Raw genomic sequence first — 14,665 nt, 5'->3', positions numbered from 1 at the left:
CGCCTGGCGTGCGCCGCGCTGAGCTCGGCCCGATGAGCACCCGAGCCCCGGGACGCGGCGCCCGCCGATGCCGCGAGGGGGTCCCGCGCGCGGGGGGCTGCCCGGTGAGCGCGGGGTGGTCGCGGCGTCCGGCCAGCGCGGCGAACTCGGTCGGGCCGACTAGCGAGGCCGAGAGTTCGGGCCTGGGCGGCCCAACACCCACCGTCGCCGAGCGCTCCCAGCACGTCGGCGGTGCCGTGCACGGCGACATCGCCGTCGGGAGCGGCTCGCAACGGCGGGAGGCGTCCACGGACGTCAACTGAGACTAAAACTGAGACCAGACGCAACGGAGCCCGGCGGGATCATCCTCGCCGGGCTCTGTTCGTGCTGGTCAAGAGAGCGGAAGCGGGGGGATTCGAACCCCCGGTCCCTCTCGGGACGCTCGCTTTCAAGGCGAGTGCATTCGGCCGCTCTGCCACGCTTCCAGGGCGGAAGCCTAGCCCGAGGCGCGTGCCGGAGGACAGCGGGGCGGGGCGCGGATCAGGGGGCAGGGGGGTCGATCAGCCTGGTGCGGACGCGGTCGAAGACGGCCGTCAGCAAGCGCTTCTCGGCGGGCTCCAGCAGGTCGATCAGGTGCAGCCGGACTCCCGCGAGGTGGGTGGGGGCAGCGGCGCGGAGGGCGTCGGCGCCGCGGTCGGTGAGGGTGGCGAGGACCCCTCGGCCGTCCTCGGGGCACTCCTGCCGGTTGACCAGGCCCGCGCGCTCCAGGCGCCGGATCTGGTGCGAGATGCGGCTCTTCGAGTGCGCGACGTCGCGGGCGAGTTCGCTCATCCGCAGCCGCCGCTCGGGCTGTTCGGCGAGGCGGACGAGGATCTCGTAGTCGGAGATCGAGAGGTCGTGCGCGGCCTGGAGCTCCCGGTTGAGCCGGTTCTCCAGCAGGGCGCTGCCCTCGATGTACGAGCGCCAGGCGGTCATCTCGTCCTCGTCGAGCCACCGGATCCGGCCCTCGGTCCCGTCGATCACCTGTCGCAGGGTAGTCCTGTTCGCCCGGTTCGGGGGCCATCCGGTCAGGTGAGGCCGGTGCTCGGTGAGGTGCGGACCGCTCGCCCGGAGCGGGCGGGGCGAGCGGTCCGGCGGGCTCAGATCCGGTCGTGGTCGCCGAGCTTGGGCAGCGGGGCGACGGCGGTGGTCGCGGCGGGGCGCCGCACACCGTTGACGCCCTCGGTGCTCCGGGCGTAGTGCCCGATGGTGGTGGCCAGCGCCTTCGCGTTCCGCTCCAGCGCCACGCGGTCCACATTGGACAGATTGTCCTGCGGGGTGTGGTAGTTCGGGTCGAAGGTCTGCCCGGCGGTGCCACCCCACTTCGCGGCCTGCTCCTCGGTCTTCGTGCCGTCGCCGCCGGTGAACAGGCCGCCCGACGGGATGCCGTTCGCGATGAACTCGCCGTAGTCCGAGCGCCCGTCGAAGTCGGTCCCCTCGGCTTCCACGCCCTGCTGGCCGAGCGCCGCGACCAGGTCCTGCTCGATGACGCCGGAACCGTGCGGGCCGGGGCCCGCGCCGACGCCGTCCGAGTCGTCGCCGTCGTAGGCGAAGTACCCGGCGTTCGGCGAGCCGATCATGTCGAAGTTCAGGTACAGCGCGATGTCCAGCCGCTGCTCGGGGCTGAGGCCCTGCACGTACTTCGTCGAACCGACCAGGCCCGATTCCTCCGCGCCCCAGAACGCGAAGCGCACCGCGTTCGGCGTGCCCGGGTTGCCGCCGAGGGCCAGCGCGGTTTCCAGCAGCCCGGCCGAGCCGGTGCCGTTGTCGTTGATGCCCGCTCCCTCCGCGACGCTGTCCAGGTGCGCGCCTGCGGTCACGACGTTGTCGGTGCGGCCGCTGCGGGTCTGGGCGATCACGTTGCGGGTGGTGACGTTCTCCAGCCGGGACCGCACGTCCAGGTGCACCGGGGCACCGGCCTTCGCGGCGAGCTGCTGCCCGGTCGCCTGGTCCACGCCCGCGCTCGGGATCTTTGCGTCGGCGGGGTCGCCGAGGGTGCCGTTCAGCGGGCCTTCGACGTTGTTGTAGATGATCGTGCCGACGGCGCCGAGGTCGGCGGCGATCCGCTGCTTCTCCGCGAAGGTGCAGGAACCGCGCTGGACCAGCGCCACCGAGCCCCGCACGTCGGCGGGGAAGTCGCTCGCCTCGCAGCCGGGGGTCTCGTCCACGGCGGCCACCGAGAGCGGCGCGGTGAGGCCGCCCTGCGGTGTCGCGGGCGAGTACTCCAGCGCGTCACCGGGCACCGGGGAGCCGTCCACGTCCAGGGCGAAGGAGTCCAGGAAGTAGGCCTGGTAGTCGAACTCCGGCGTGCTCACGTCGAATCCGGCCGCGCGCAGCCGGCCCGCGACGTAGTCCACGCTGGCCTCGTAGCCGTCGGTGCCCGAGGCGCGGTTGCCGTCGTGGGTGTCGGCGATCCGCTGCAGGGCGATCAGGTGCCGGTGCACGGCGTCGACGTCGACCCGATCCCCCAGGTCTGCGGGCGCGGCGGAGGCGGGGGCCGCGGCGATCAGCGCGGCGGCGAAGGTGGCGAACACGGCGGTCGCGCGGCGCCCAGAACTCACAGCACTCATTCGGTTGTCTCCCCAAGGTGAAGTTCGTGGGGGACAGCTTCGTGAGGGGCGCCCGGCGAGTCAAGGACGTCCGGGGTCTCGAGACGGTGTCCGGTTCTTCCCGTTATTGCCGAAGCTCCCCGGCGACTACGGTCGGGGCATGTACGCCATCGCGATCCGTGAGCCGGGTGACCCGGAAGTGCTGGAGTGGACCGAGCAGGCCGAACCGCGGCCGGGCCCGGGGGAGGTGCTCGTCGAGGTCACCGCCGCCGGCGTGAACCGCGCGGACCTCTCGCAGCGGCAGGGGAACTACCCGCCGCCGAAGGGCGCCAGCGAGATCCTCGGCCTGGAGTGCTCCGGCACCATCGCCGAGCTCGGTGAGGGCGTCACCGGCTGGCGGGTCGGGGACGAGGTGTGCGCGCTGCTGGCGGGCGGCGGCTACGCGGAGCGGGTCGTCGTGCCCGCGGCGCAGCTGCTGCCGGTGCCGGCGGGGGTGGACCTGGTGGACGCGGCGGGCCTGGCCGAGGTCTCGTGCACCGTCTGGTCGAACGTCGTGATGGAGGGCGGGCTCACCGAGGGGAAGCTGCTGCTGGTGCACGGCGGCTCCGGCGGCATCGGCACCAGCGCCATCCAGATCGGGCGCGCGCTGGGTGCGCGGGTGGCCGCGACCGCGGGCGGCCCGGAGAGCCTGCGGTTCTGCCGCGAGCTCGGCGCGGATCCGGTGATCAGCTACCGGGACGAGGACTTCGTCGAGGTGGTGAAGGGGCTCGGCGGGGCGGACGTCGTGCTGGACAACATGGGCGCGTCCTACCTGGACCGGAACCTCTCCGCGCTCGCCCCGGACGGGCACCTCGCGGTGATCGGGATGCAGGGCGGCCGCAAGGCGGAGCTGGACCTGGGGCGGATGCTGGTGAAGCGGCTGCACCTGTCGGTGCTCGGGCTGCGCGGGCGTCCGGTGGAAGGGCCGACCGGGAAGGCCGCGATCGTCGCCGACGTGCGGGAGCGGTTGTGGCCGCACGTCGTGGCGGGCCGGGTCCGTCCGATCGTCGCGCACCGCGTCCCGCTGCCGGAGGCGGCCCGCGCGCACGCCCTGCTCGAAGCGGGCGGAGTCCACGGCAAGATCCTGCTCACCCGGAGCTGACCTCCGGCGGACCGGCCCGCGCGGTGCCCCCGCGCGGGCCGGTCTCCGCTCGGCGCCGCCGCGGACCGGGGGAGGGGCGCGCCGCACGGCACGGGGACCGGTCAGCTCAGGGCCGCGACGGCTCGGAGGAGCTGGTCGACCTCGTAGCTGTTGGTGTAGTGGGTGAGGCCCACGCGGACCGCGCCGCCGACCTCGCCGACGCCGAGCACCGCGAACACCCCGTGCGATCCGGGGTCGGCGAAGGCGCACACGCCCTGCTCGGCGAGGTGCTCGATCGCGTCGGAGGCCTTCACCCCGCTCACGGTGAACGCCATCGACGGCACCCGCCGCATCGCGTCGCCGATCACCATCACGTGTCCCAGCCCGCGCAGCCCGTTGGTGAGGTTCGCCAGCAGTCCGGCCTGATACGCCTTCACGGAGCTCAGCGAGGTGTGCAGCCGCTCGCGGCGCGGCCCGGTAGCCGCGTCGTCGAGCGCCGCCAGGTAGTCGATCGAGGACACCAGGCCCGCCAGCAGCGGGTAGGCGTGCGGTCCGAGCTCCATCCGGTCCGGTCCGCGCCAGCCCGGCTCCAGCGCCGCCGAGGGCAGCTGGTCGATCATCGCCGGATCCCGGAACACCAGCGCTCCCACCGGGGGCCCGCCCCAGGCGGAGGCGTTGAGCGCGAGCACGTCGGCGCCCAGCGCGGTGATGTCCAGCGGCAGGAACGGCGCCGCCGCCGAGGCGTCCACGACGACCAGCGCGCCGTGCGCGGCGGCGGTACCGGCGATCTGGCGCACGTCCGGCCGGGTGCCCACGGCGCCGGAGGCGGCGGTGACGGCGACCACCTTGGTGCGCTCGTCGATCAGGTCCTGGTACTGCCAGGCGGGCAGCTCGCAGGTCTCGATGTCCACCTCGGCCCAGCGCACCTGGCTGCCGGAGCGCTGCGCGGCGCGCTGCCAGCACGCCACGTTCGACGGGTGGTCGAGCCGGGAGACGACGACCGCGTCACCGATCATCCAGCCGTCGCCGAGCCCGTCGGCGAGCCGTTGCAGCAGCACGGCCGAGTTCGGCCCGAGCACCACGCCTGCGGGGTCGGCACCCACGAGATCGGCCAGTGCGCGACGGGCTGCGTCCACGATGGCCTCGGCGCGCTGCGAGGCGGGGAAGATCCCGCCGGGTCCGGAGACGGGCGCGCGCAGCGCGGTGGAGACCGCGGTGGCGACCTGCTCGGGGACCTGCATTCCCGCCGGGGCGTCCAGGTGCACCCAGCCGTCGCCGAGCGCGGGGAACAGCCCGCGAACAGCAGCGACGTCGAACGCCATGGTCATACCGTACGGAGCGGGCGGATTCCGGGATCCGCCGGGTGGCCCCTTCTGCCGTGCCTCGCGGGTCCGGGGTGCGCGGACCCGTCAGGATGGAGGGCATGAACCAGAACGAGCAGGACCAGCAGCGCGAGATCTTCGTGGTGGGCGAGGGAACGCCGCTCGGCTCCGGCGCGGTCGCCGCGGGCGACGGCGCGGAGGAGCGGGAGAACGTCGGCGAGCTCGTCGAGCAGCCCGCGAAGGTGATGCGGATCGGCACGATGATCAAGCAGTTGCTGGAGGAGGTGCGCGCCGCTCCGCTGGACGAGGCCAGCCGCAGCAGGCTCAAGGAGATCCACCAGTCCTCCATCCGGGAGTTGGAGGAGGGCTTGGCGCCGGAGCTCATCGAGGAGCTGGAGCGGCTCTCGCTGCCGTTCGCCCAGGACGCCACCCCCTCCGAGTCGGAGCTGCGGATCGCGCAGGCCCAGCTGGTCGGCTGGCTGGAGGGCCTGTTCCACGGCCTGCAGACGGCGCTGTTCGCGCAGCAGATGGCGGCCAGGGCCCAGTTGGAGCAGATCCGCCGCGGTCTGCCCGCCGGAACCGAGGGCGAGCACGCCACGCCCTCGCGCGGAACCGGTCAGTACCTCTGAACCGCGGGATCCGGTGGCGGTGCCCCATCGCCCGCGGTGGAACCCGGGCGGGGTGGGTGCCGACCGCGTCCTGTCAGCGGTTCCGCCGCTGGTGAGGGACGGTCCGGAACCGGGCTCGCGCGCCGGTCCGCGGTGGACCGGTTCGGGGCGCCGCGCCCGAGGTGTCCGGATTGTGCGCCCGCGCGGTGGCCCGCACCGCCCTCTCCCCGATGACCAGGGCCCAGTCGGTACTCTTACGCACCGTGCAGGCCACGAGCACGATCGAGAGACCTACGGCTCCGCCCGAGACTTCGTCGCGGTCTTGGCGGAAAGCGTTCAACGACATCGTCGAAGGTGCCCAGCAGCGTCAGCTGTGGGCGCACCTCGGCTGGCAGGACATCAAGCAGCGGTACCGGCGATCGGTGATCGGCCCGCTGTGGATCACCATCAGCATGGGCGTGATGGTGACCGGGCTGGGCATCCTCTACGGGAGCCTGTTCGGCACGGACCTGCGGGAGAAGCTGCCGCACCTCGCGGTCGGCTTCATCATCTGGGAGTTCATCCGCAACTGCGTGACCGAGGGCACCGAGGTGTTCATCCGGAACGAAGGGCTGATGAAGCAGCTGCCCGCTCCGCTGAGCGTGCACATCTTCCGGCTGGTCTGGCGGCAGACGCTGTTCTTCCTGCACAACTTGATCATCTACTTCCTGCTGCTGGCCATCTTCGCCATCGCCGGAACGCCGATCCCGGTCGACTGGACGATCATCGTCGCGATCCCGGCGCTGCTGCTGATCATGATCAACGGCATCTGGGTGGCCACCCTGTTCGGCGTGATCGCCACCCGCTTCCGGGACATCCCGCCGGTCGTGCAGAGCATCATGACGATGGCGCTGTTCATGTCCCCGATCACCTGGGGCATGTTCGAGTTCGAGCACAACGACCAGAACGCGTGGCGGCAGATCTTCGTCGACGGCAACCCGCTGTCGCACTACATCGCGATCTTCCGGGACCCGTTGATCGGGTTCGACCAGCACCTGTACCACTGGTACTGGGTGCTCGGCTGCACCGTCGGCGGCTTCCTGCTGGCGGCCGTGGTCCTGCGCAACTACCGCGCCCGCGTCCCCTACTGGGTCTGAGGGAGATCGAACGATGGTCAGCATCGACGTCTGGAACGCGGCGGTCGACTTCCCGATCTTCGACGCGAAGTCCCGCTCGCTGAAGAAGGCCGTGCTCGGCAAGGCGGGCGGCAAGATCGGCACCGACAGCAAGGTGCCGATCATCGAGGCCCTGCACGACATCGACCTGCACCTCAAGCACGGCGACCGGCTCGCGCTGGTCGGCCACAACGGTGCGGGCAAGTCCACGCTGCTGCGACTGCTGGCGGGCATCTACGAGCCGACCCGGGGCAGCGCCCGCGTGGTCGGCAAGGTGGCGCCGGTGTTCGACCTCGGCGTGGGCATGGACCCGGAGATCTCCGGGTACGAGAACATCGTCATCCGCGGGCTGTTCCTCGGCATGAACCGCAAGCAGATGGAAAAGCGGATGGACGAGATCGCCGAGTTCACGGAGCTCGGCGACTACCTCGACATGCCGCTGCGCACCTATTCGACGGGGATGCGGGTGCGCCTGGCCATCGGCGTGGTCACCTCCATCGACCCCGAGATCCTGGTGCTGGACGAAGGCATCGGCGCGGTGGACGCGGACTTCCTGGAGAAGGTGCGCGACCGGCTCAAGGAGCTGGTGAAGCGCTCCGGGATCCTGATCTTCGCCTCGCACTCCGACGAGTTCCTCATGGAGCTGTGCAACACGGCCGTCTGGATGGACAAGGGCGGGATCCGGGAGCACGGTTCGCTGCGCAGCGTGCTGACGTCCTACAAGGGCAAAGACCCGTTCGAAAACCTCAGTCCGGAAATGCTGGCGCAGGTCAGTGACACGGCCACCGCCACGATCGGGAGCGACGAAGGACCATGACCACCGACTCCGCCGAGCAGCCGCAACTCCCCGCTGATTCCGTCGTCGCGGTGATCGTCACCAGACATCGCCGCGAGCTGCTCGCGGAGTCGCTGAAGGTGATCGCCACCCAGACCCGGGTGCCCGACCACCTGGTCGTCGTGGACAACGGTCCCGATCAGCCCGCTCGGCAGATCGTGGCGGACTGCCCGATCCCGTCCACCTACCTGCCGTCGCAGCGCAACCTCGGCGGCGCGGGCGGGTTCGCGCTGGGGATGCTGCACGCCCTCGCGCTCGGCGCGGAGTGGGTGTGGCTCGGCGATGACGACGGCAGGCCCGCCGACGATCAGGCCCTGGCCACCCTGCTGGAGGTGGCCCGCGCCCGCAGGCTCGCGGCGGTCTCGCCGGTCGTGGTGAACATCAACCACCCGGACAAGCTGGCCTTCCCGCTGCGCCGGGGCCTGACCTGGAAGCGGCACCCCGAGGAGCTCAGCGCTCCCGGCGGGGACGCCGACTTCCTGCCCGGCATCGCGTCGTTCTTCAACGGGGCGCTGTTCCGCGCCGCGACGCTGGACGTGGTGGGCGTGCCGGACTACCGGCTGTTCTTCCGCGGCGACGAGGTGGAGCTGCACCGGCGCGTGGTTCGCTCGGGGCTGCCGTTCGGCACCTCGCTCAAGACCCGGTTCGTGCACCCGGACGGCTCCGACGAGTTCAAGCCGATGCTCGGCGGCCGCTTCCACGCGCAGGACCCGTCGGACGCGAACAAGCGCTACTACACCTACCGCAACCGCGGCTACCTGCTCTCCCAGCCGGGGATGCGCAGGATCGGGGCGCTGGAGGTGCTGCGGTTCGGCCTGTACTTCGTGGGCCACCGCCGCGACCCGAAGGCGTTCCTGGAATGGCTCCGCCTGGTCCGGCAGGGGCGTAGGGAGCAGTTCTTCCGCCGCTGAGCGGATCCGTTCGCGTCCCGCCGTTCGGCGGGACGCGAACCGGTGCGGCGCGTTCGCCGAGCGCGGCGTCCGGTGGGAGCCGCGCTCGGCGCCAAGTCGGCGACGGGTGCTTCGCGCGCCGCGCCGGGGCAGCTCCACGCGCTCGCGACGGGCTCGCACCGGGTGCGGCCGGTGCGCTGCCGAGGTGGCCGGATCGGCTCCGTCGGGCAGGGCGGGCGCCTGCTCACGCGCGTCGAAACCGCCCCGATCCCGCCGTCCCGGTGGGTCACCGGGCGGTCACCGGCGAATCACGGCAGGCTGAGAGCGGCCTGAGAATCACTCGATCGGGGCTGCTCATGGCGTCGGCGAACATCTCGGCGAGGGCCGCACCGAACGCGCCGGACGCCCCCGGACCAGCGACTACTATTCTCCTGGCGTGCTTAAGGGGCAGGAAGACAGCAGTCGCAAGGACGACCCGGCAGAGTCGTCCTCCGACCAGGCGGCGGACTCTCCGGCAACTTCCGCGGGCGACCGGCGCGACCCGTCCGCCAGGCGGCTGAGGTGGTTCGCCTCCGTGCTGGGCCTGCTGGGAGCGGTCCTGGCGCTCGCGGTCCCGTTCCTTCCGGTCGAGCACGACATCAACACCCTGCGGTGGCCCACCGCCGAGGGCACCAAGCCGGTGTCCGCGCCGCTGGTGAGCTTCTCGCCGCTGTGGATGGACGCCAACGTCCCCTGCCAGGCGGTGCGCAGCGTGGACGCGCGCACCCAGGGCCCGGCGACCCTGCTGAGCACGAACCCGCCGAACTCCGACTACGGCAACCTCACCGGGATGACCCTCCAGGTCGACGGCGGCCAGGTCACGCTGCTGTCGAAGGGCCAGCAGGTCGGCACCACCCCGGTCCCCGCGGGCGACTGCGCGATCACGGTGCACTCCGACGCGGTGGGCACCAAGGTCGAGCTCGGCGACGAGTCGCTGGCGAACCTGCGCGGGGACCAGCGGCCGCAGCTGACCGGGATCTTCTCCGACATCGACGCCGCCCGGGACGACATCACCGGGCTGTCCTTCGAGGCCCGGATCGACAACCGCTACGAGAGCCACGCGACGCCGATCAAGCTCGTCGTGATCGGGCTGGCGCTCGCTGCCTTCATCGGTTCCGTGATCTGCCTGCGGCGGCTCGACGTGCGGGCGGGCCGCCGGCCCCCGCGCCTGGTGCCGCGCGGCTGGTGGAAGCCGACGCTGCGCGACCTCGCCGTGTTCGGCTCATTGATCGTCTGGTGGCTCGTGGGGGCGATGACCTCCGACGACGGCTACATCCTCACCATCGCGCGGGCGCGGGAGAGCGCCGGGTACATCAGCAACTACTACCGCTGGTTCGCGGTGCCGGAGGCGCCGTTCGGCTGGTTCTACGAGCTGTACTCGCTGTGGGTGCAGGTCTCCACGGCGACGCCGTGGGTGCGGCTGCCCGCGCTGCTGATGGGTGCGGTCAGCTGGCTGCTGATCAGCCGCGAGGTGCTGCCCCGGCTGGGGCAGCAGGTCCGGCGCAGCAACGCGGCCGGCTGGGCCGCGGCCGCGGTGTTCCTCGCCTTCTGGCTGCCCTACAACAACGGCCTGCGCGCCGAGCCGGTCATCGCGCTGTTCTCGCTGCTGGCGCTGTGCGCGGTGGAGCGCGCGGTGGCCACCGGCCGGTTGATGCCCGCCGCGCTCGGTCTCGTCGTCGCGGCGCTGGCGCTGGGCGCGGGCCCGCACGGCCTGGTCGCGGTGCTGCCCTACATCGCGGCGCTGAAGCCGCTGCTGCGGCTCGTGCGGCAGCGCGCCAGGGACTACGGCTGGCTGCCGGTGCTGGCGCCGATCGCCGCGTGCGGGTTCATCATCCTCACCGCGGTGTTCTCCGACCAGACCTGGCAGTCGATCATGGACGCCACCGAGCTGCGGACCGACCTCGGCCCCAGCGAGGACTGGTACCAGGAGCTCAACCGGTACAACCTGCTGTTCAGCCCCACCCCGGACGGCTCGCTGGTGCGCCGGTTCCCGGTGCTGCTGGTGATGCTGTGCCTGGCCACCTGCGCGGTGGTGCTGCTGCGGCGCGGGCGGATTCGCGGAGCCGCGCTCGGCCCGAGCCGGCGGCTGCTGGCCGTGGCCGCGCTGTCCTTCGTGGCGCTGGCGCTGACCCCGACCAAGTGGTCCCACCACTTCGGCATCTTCGCGGCCGTGGGGGGCGCGCTCGCCGCGCTCACGGCCCTGGCCACCAGCGGCACGGTGCTGCGCTCCCGGCGGAACCGGGCGGCGTTCTTCTCCGGGCTGATGGTGATCTGCGCGTTCGCCGCGACCGGGCCGAACGCCTGGTGGTACGTCTCCGGTTGGGGCGTGCCGTGGTTCGACAAGCCGCCGTCGTTCGAGGGCCGCAACGCGAGCACGCTGCTGCTGGGCGTGGCCGCGATCGCGGGCATCGTGGCGTTCGTCGAACACCTGCGGCTGGACGAGAGGAACCCGAAGGTCGTCGAGCCCGGGATGGAGAAGCGCAGCCGGGCGCTGCGGCTCGGCACCGCGCCGCTGGCGATCATCTGCGCGCTGCTGGTGCTCGGTGAGCTCGCGACCTTCGGCAAGGTCATCCAGAAGCAGGCGGGCAGCTACAGCCTCGGCATGGACAACATCAAGCAGCTCGCGGGCTCCAGCTGCGGGTTGTCCGACTACGTCTACGTGGAGACCGATCCGAAGGCGGGGATGCTGCCGGTCTCGGCCCAGCAACCGGACATCGCGGCCCCCGGCTTCGAGGTGCCCAAGCGCAGCGCCGACGAGGAGGACGCGGGGCAGTACCTCGGCGCCAAGATGGAGGGCTTCCGCCGTCCGGGCCTGCCGCTCGGCGACGGTTCCGACCCGGAGGAGCCGGACTGGCGCCCGCCGCACCAGTTCGGCGACGACCAGGCGCCCGTCTGGGGCAGCTACGACGAGGCGGGCACCGGTACCGGTGAGCTGCGCACCCAGTGGTACGACCTGCCCGAGCGCGCCGCGACCGGCGAGGTGCCGGTGGTGCTGAGCCTCGCGGGTGCCGAGGGCGGCGCGAACGCGCTGGTGCTGGAGCTCGGGCGGGACACCCCGCAGGGCTTCGAGATGATGCACCGCGAGTTCGTCGGCCAGGGCCCGGCCCCGCAGTGGCGGGACTACCGGTTCACCGTCGGCGGCGAGTCCGAGGGCGCCACCAAGGTGCGCGTGGTGGCCGTCGACCAGGCCGTCTCGCCGAACGGCTGGCTCGCGGTGAGCGCCCCCCGCGCGCCGCAGCTGTCGAACATGACCGACGTCGTCGGCGACGCGCCGACCTTCGTGGAGTGGACGGCCGCCCTGGTGCACCCGTGCCTGCAGATCTCCGGCATCCGCAGCGGTGTCGCGGAGATGCCCCGGTTCCGGGTCTCGGCGGGCGCCGAGGTCCGGGACATCGGCGCGGGCTGGTCCTCGCCGGACGCGGGTGGGCCGTTCGGCTGGATGAACGTCGCCGCGAGCGTGCGGGAGCTGCCGACCTACATGCGCGGTGACCTGAACCGGGACTGGGGTTCGCTCTACGAGGTGGACCCGTACCAGCCGGACGCGCTGCCGGTGGAGGCGGCGATGGAGGTCCACACCGAGACCCACTCGGGCCTGTGGACGCCGGGGCCGCTGACCAAGACGGTCCAGCTGCCCGGCGACGTCCCCAGCTCGGACGACCGCAACGACGTCAAGCAGCTGGAGGGGGAGCCGGACTCCCAGCAGTAGCGCGGCGCGGCGACGGCCCGTCCCCGGTGATCACCGGTGGGCGGGCCGTTCCCGTGTCCGCCGAGGGTGAAAAAGCCTGGTGGCGCGTCCGCTCACGGTGAAAGCACCTGTCGCCGGGGGCCGGGCGGTGGTGCGCTGGGCGCATGAGTGAGAAGCGACCGGGACTGGTCCTGCACCTGGCTGGTGTGTCCCAACCCCTGCACATCGCACTGGACGCCACGGAGGCCGAGACGCTGGACGGGCGGCTGGCGGAGCTGATGGGCTCCGGCGGTACGACGTTGCTGACCACGGCGGACGGCGGCAAGTTCGCGGTGAACTTCGCGCACGTCGCGACCGCGCACGTGGAGAGCACCCGATCGGACAGCAACGCCTACGGGGCGCCGAACCGGCCCGCCGGATTCAGCCGCTGACGGGCCGCTGCCGCGTCAGTCGCGGAAGACGACCCACTTCAGCATCACGAAGTTGATCATCGTTCCCAGCCCCTGCGCGATCACCCAGATCAGGGTGAACTGCCAGGCCTCCCGCGCGTCGAACAGCAGCACCAGCAGCTGGTTCGAGCCCATGTTCACGAAGAAGGTGGTGGTGTAGACGATCGCGAACGCCCCGGCCTTGGCCGTGGAGTTCCCGGAGCTGGCGCCGCTGAAGGTGAACTTCCGGTTGATCAGGTAGGAGGCGGTGGTGCCGAGGATGAACGAGATGGACTTGGACAACCACACCGGCCAGCCGAGCACGCCCAGCAGCAGCGAGTACGTGCCGAAGTCGATCACCGCGCAGAAGCCGCCGATGGCCACGAAGCGGAACAACTGCTGGAACAGCCCGAGCTTCTCGACCTCGGAGTCTGCTCCGGATTCGGCCACGGCCACTGGTTCACCTCACGTGTCGGCAACAGCGTCGGAACGGCAGTCCGGAAGCGGAGACCGCGATTCGCCCCGAAAAGTGTAGCGGTGATCCTCCGCGACACCCGGGTCACCTGTGCTAGCGGGGAGCTACCCGAAGGTCCCCGCACGTGCGGCGCGGATAGACTCGGCTGAGTGGGATCGGGACAGCAAGATCAAGCGAGCGCCCAGCCGACTCGGCAGCTGACCGGCTGGGGGCGCACCGCGCCGACCTCGGCTCAGCTGCTGAGCACCCCGGACGTGGACGCGATCGCCGAGGCGGTCCGCGGCGCCGGGCCGCGCGGCGTCATCGCCCGCGGCCTCGGCCGCAGCTACGGCGACCCGTCGCAGAACGCGGGCGGCACCGTCATCGACATGACCGCGCTGAACCGCGTGCACCAGGTCGACGCCGACGAGGCCACGGTGGTGGTCGACGCGGGCGTCTCGCTGGACGAGCTGATGCGCCGCCTGCTGCCCTACGGCCTGTGGATCCCGGTGCTGCCGGGGACCCGGCAGGTCACGGTCGGCGGGGCCATCGGTTCCGACATCCACGGCAAGAACCACCACTCGCAGGGTTCGTTCGGCAGCCACGTGCTGTCGATGGACCTGCTCACCGCCGACGGTTCGGTGCGCACCCTGGCGCCGGAGGGCGCGGGCTCGGACCTGTTCTGGGCGACGGTCGGCGGCATGGGGCTGACCGGGATCATCCTGAAGGCGACGATCAGGCTCAAGCGCGTCGAGACGGCCTACTTCCTGGTCGACAACGTGCAGACGAAGAACCTCGACGAGCTGATCGAGCACTTCACCGACGGATCCGACGAGAACTACATCTACTCGGTGGCCTGGTTCGACTCGCTGGCGCGTGGCGAGCAGCTGGGCCGCGCCCTGCTGACCAGGGGCAACTCCGCGCGGCTGGAGGACCTGCCGAAGCGGTTGCGCAAGGACCCGTTGAAGTTCAACGCCCCGCAGCTGTTCACCGCCCCGCCGATCTTCCCGAACGGGCTGGTGAACAAGTACACGATCACCGCCTTCAACGAGGTCTGGTACCGCAAGGCGCCGACGAAGTTCGGGATGGTGCAGAACATCACCCAGTTCTTCCACCCGCTCGACCTCGTCGGTGAGTGGAACCGGGTGTACGGGCCGAACGGGTTCCTGCAGTACCAGTTCATGGTGCCGTTCGGGCAGGAGGCGATGTTCCGCCGCGCCATCGACCGGATCAGCGCCAGCGGGCACGTGTCGTTCCTCAACGTGCTCAAGACCTTCGGCCCGGGCAACGAGGCCCCGATGTCCTTCCCCGGCGAGGGCTGGACGCTGACCGTCGACATCCCGATCACGGCCGGCCTGGACCGGCTGTGCCGGGAGCTGGACGAGATGGTGCTCGGCGCGGGCGGCAGGTTGTACCTGGCCAAGGAGTCGCGGACCTCGGCCGAGATGATCGAGCGGATGTATCCCCGCATCCACGAGTGGCGCAAGATCCGCGCCTCGGTCGACCCCGAGGGCGTGTTCCATTCCGACCTGTCCCGGAGGTTGAGCCTGTGACCGCTGCGTT

12 protein-coding genes and 1 tRNA gene are annotated in these 14,665 nt (G+C 71.6%); 8 read left to right on the top strand and 5 right to left on the bottom strand.

Annotated features, from left to right (window positions below; all coding sequences use genetic code 11):
* Positions 1-379 precede the first annotated feature (379 nt).
* From ACL03H_RS07455 to ACL03H_RS07445, 3 genes are all read right to left on the bottom strand, one after another.
* A tRNA-Ser gene (locus tag ACL03H_RS07455) sits at positions 380-464 on the bottom strand.
* A 55-nt stretch (positions 465-519) separates the two neighbouring features.
* Entirely contained in the window at positions 520-954 is a 435-nt protein-coding gene (locus ACL03H_RS07450; RefSeq protein ID WP_412810449.1) for a MarR family winged helix-turn-helix transcriptional regulator, read from the bottom strand.
* A 164-nt stretch (positions 955-1,118) separates the two neighbouring features.
* A complete protein-coding gene (locus tag ACL03H_RS07445; RefSeq protein ID WP_412810358.1) occupies positions 1,119-2,588 on the bottom strand; it encodes a M28 family metallopeptidase in 1,470 nt (489 codons plus the stop codon).
* Positions 2,589-2,727: 139 nt separating this feature from the next.
* On the opposite strand from ACL03H_RS07445, the gene ACL03H_RS07440 reads away from it, so the two are divergent.
* Positions 2,728-3,708, top strand: coding sequence for an NAD(P)H-quinone oxidoreductase (locus tag ACL03H_RS07440; protein ID WP_412810357.1), 981 nt, complete (start codon positions 2,728-2,730; stop codon positions 3,706-3,708).
* A 101-nt stretch (positions 3,709-3,809) separates the two neighbouring features.
* Here the strand turns inward: ACL03H_RS07440 and ACL03H_RS07435 are convergent, their stop codons facing one another.
* Entirely contained in the window at positions 3,810-5,009 is a 1,200-nt protein-coding gene (locus ACL03H_RS07435; protein WP_412810356.1) for a cysteine desulfurase-like protein, read from the bottom strand.
* A 92-nt stretch (positions 5,010-5,101) separates the two neighbouring features.
* On the opposite strand from ACL03H_RS07435, the gene ACL03H_RS07430 reads away from it, so the two are divergent.
* The 6 genes from ACL03H_RS07430 (at position 5,102) to ACL03H_RS07405 (ending at position 12,651) form a co-directional block, all read left to right on the top strand.
* Complete coding sequence (locus ACL03H_RS07430; protein ID WP_412810355.1) at positions 5,102-5,638, top strand: bacterial proteasome activator family protein; 537 nt, start codon at positions 5,102-5,104, stop codon at positions 5,636-5,638.
* 242 nt (positions 5,639-5,880) lie between these two features.
* Complete coding sequence (gene wzm / locus ACL03H_RS07425; protein WP_412810354.1) at positions 5,881-6,753, top strand: galactan export ABC transporter permease subunit Wzm/RfbD; 873 nt, start codon at positions 5,881-5,883, stop codon at positions 6,751-6,753.
* A gap of 13 nt (positions 6,754-6,766) precedes the next feature.
* Positions 6,767-7,588, top strand: a complete 822-nt coding sequence (gene wzt, locus ACL03H_RS07420; RefSeq protein ID WP_412810353.1) for a galactan export ABC transporter ATP-binding subunit Wzt/RfbE — start codon at positions 6,767-6,769, stop codon at positions 7,586-7,588.
* Complete coding sequence (glfT1, locus tag ACL03H_RS07415) at positions 7,585-8,517, top strand: galactofuranosyltransferase GlfT1 (protein WP_412810352.1); 933 nt, start codon at positions 7,585-7,587, stop codon at positions 8,515-8,517. Before wzt ends, glfT1 begins: the two co-directional genes overlap by 4 nt.
* 415 nt (positions 8,518-8,932) lie before the next feature.
* Positions 8,933-12,241: an arabinosyltransferase domain-containing protein gene (locus ACL03H_RS07410; protein WP_412810351.1), complete on the top strand. Its 3,309-nt coding sequence runs from the start codon at positions 8,933-8,935 to the stop codon at positions 12,239-12,241.
* Positions 12,242-12,384: 143 nt separating this feature from the next.
* On the top strand, positions 12,385-12,651 hold the full coding sequence (locus tag ACL03H_RS07405) for a hypothetical protein (protein ID WP_224957152.1): 267 nt from the start codon (positions 12,385-12,387) through the stop codon (positions 12,649-12,651).
* Positions 12,652-12,666: 15 nt separating this feature from the next.
* Here ACL03H_RS07405 and ACL03H_RS07400 read toward each other — a convergent pair whose 3' ends face one another.
* Entirely contained in the window at positions 12,667-13,104 is a 438-nt protein-coding gene (locus ACL03H_RS07400; RefSeq protein WP_412810350.1) for a GtrA family protein, read from the bottom strand.
* Between the two features lie 168 nt (positions 13,105-13,272).
* On the opposite strand from ACL03H_RS07400, the gene ACL03H_RS07395 reads away from it, so the two are divergent.
* Positions 13,273-14,655 carry an FAD-binding oxidoreductase gene (locus ACL03H_RS07395; protein ID WP_412810349.1) on the top strand — a complete coding sequence of 461 codons (1,383 nt, stop codon included), beginning with the start codon at positions 13,273-13,275 and terminating at the stop codon, positions 14,653-14,655.
* The last annotated feature ends 10 nt before the right edge of the window (positions 14,656-14,665 follow it).

Source organism: Saccharopolyspora antibiotica (assembly GCF_047200635.1).
Taxonomy (GTDB): domain Bacteria; phylum Actinomycetota; class Actinomycetes; order Mycobacteriales; family Pseudonocardiaceae; genus Saccharopolyspora_C.
This window is presented reverse-complemented; position numbering and strand designations above follow the sequence as displayed.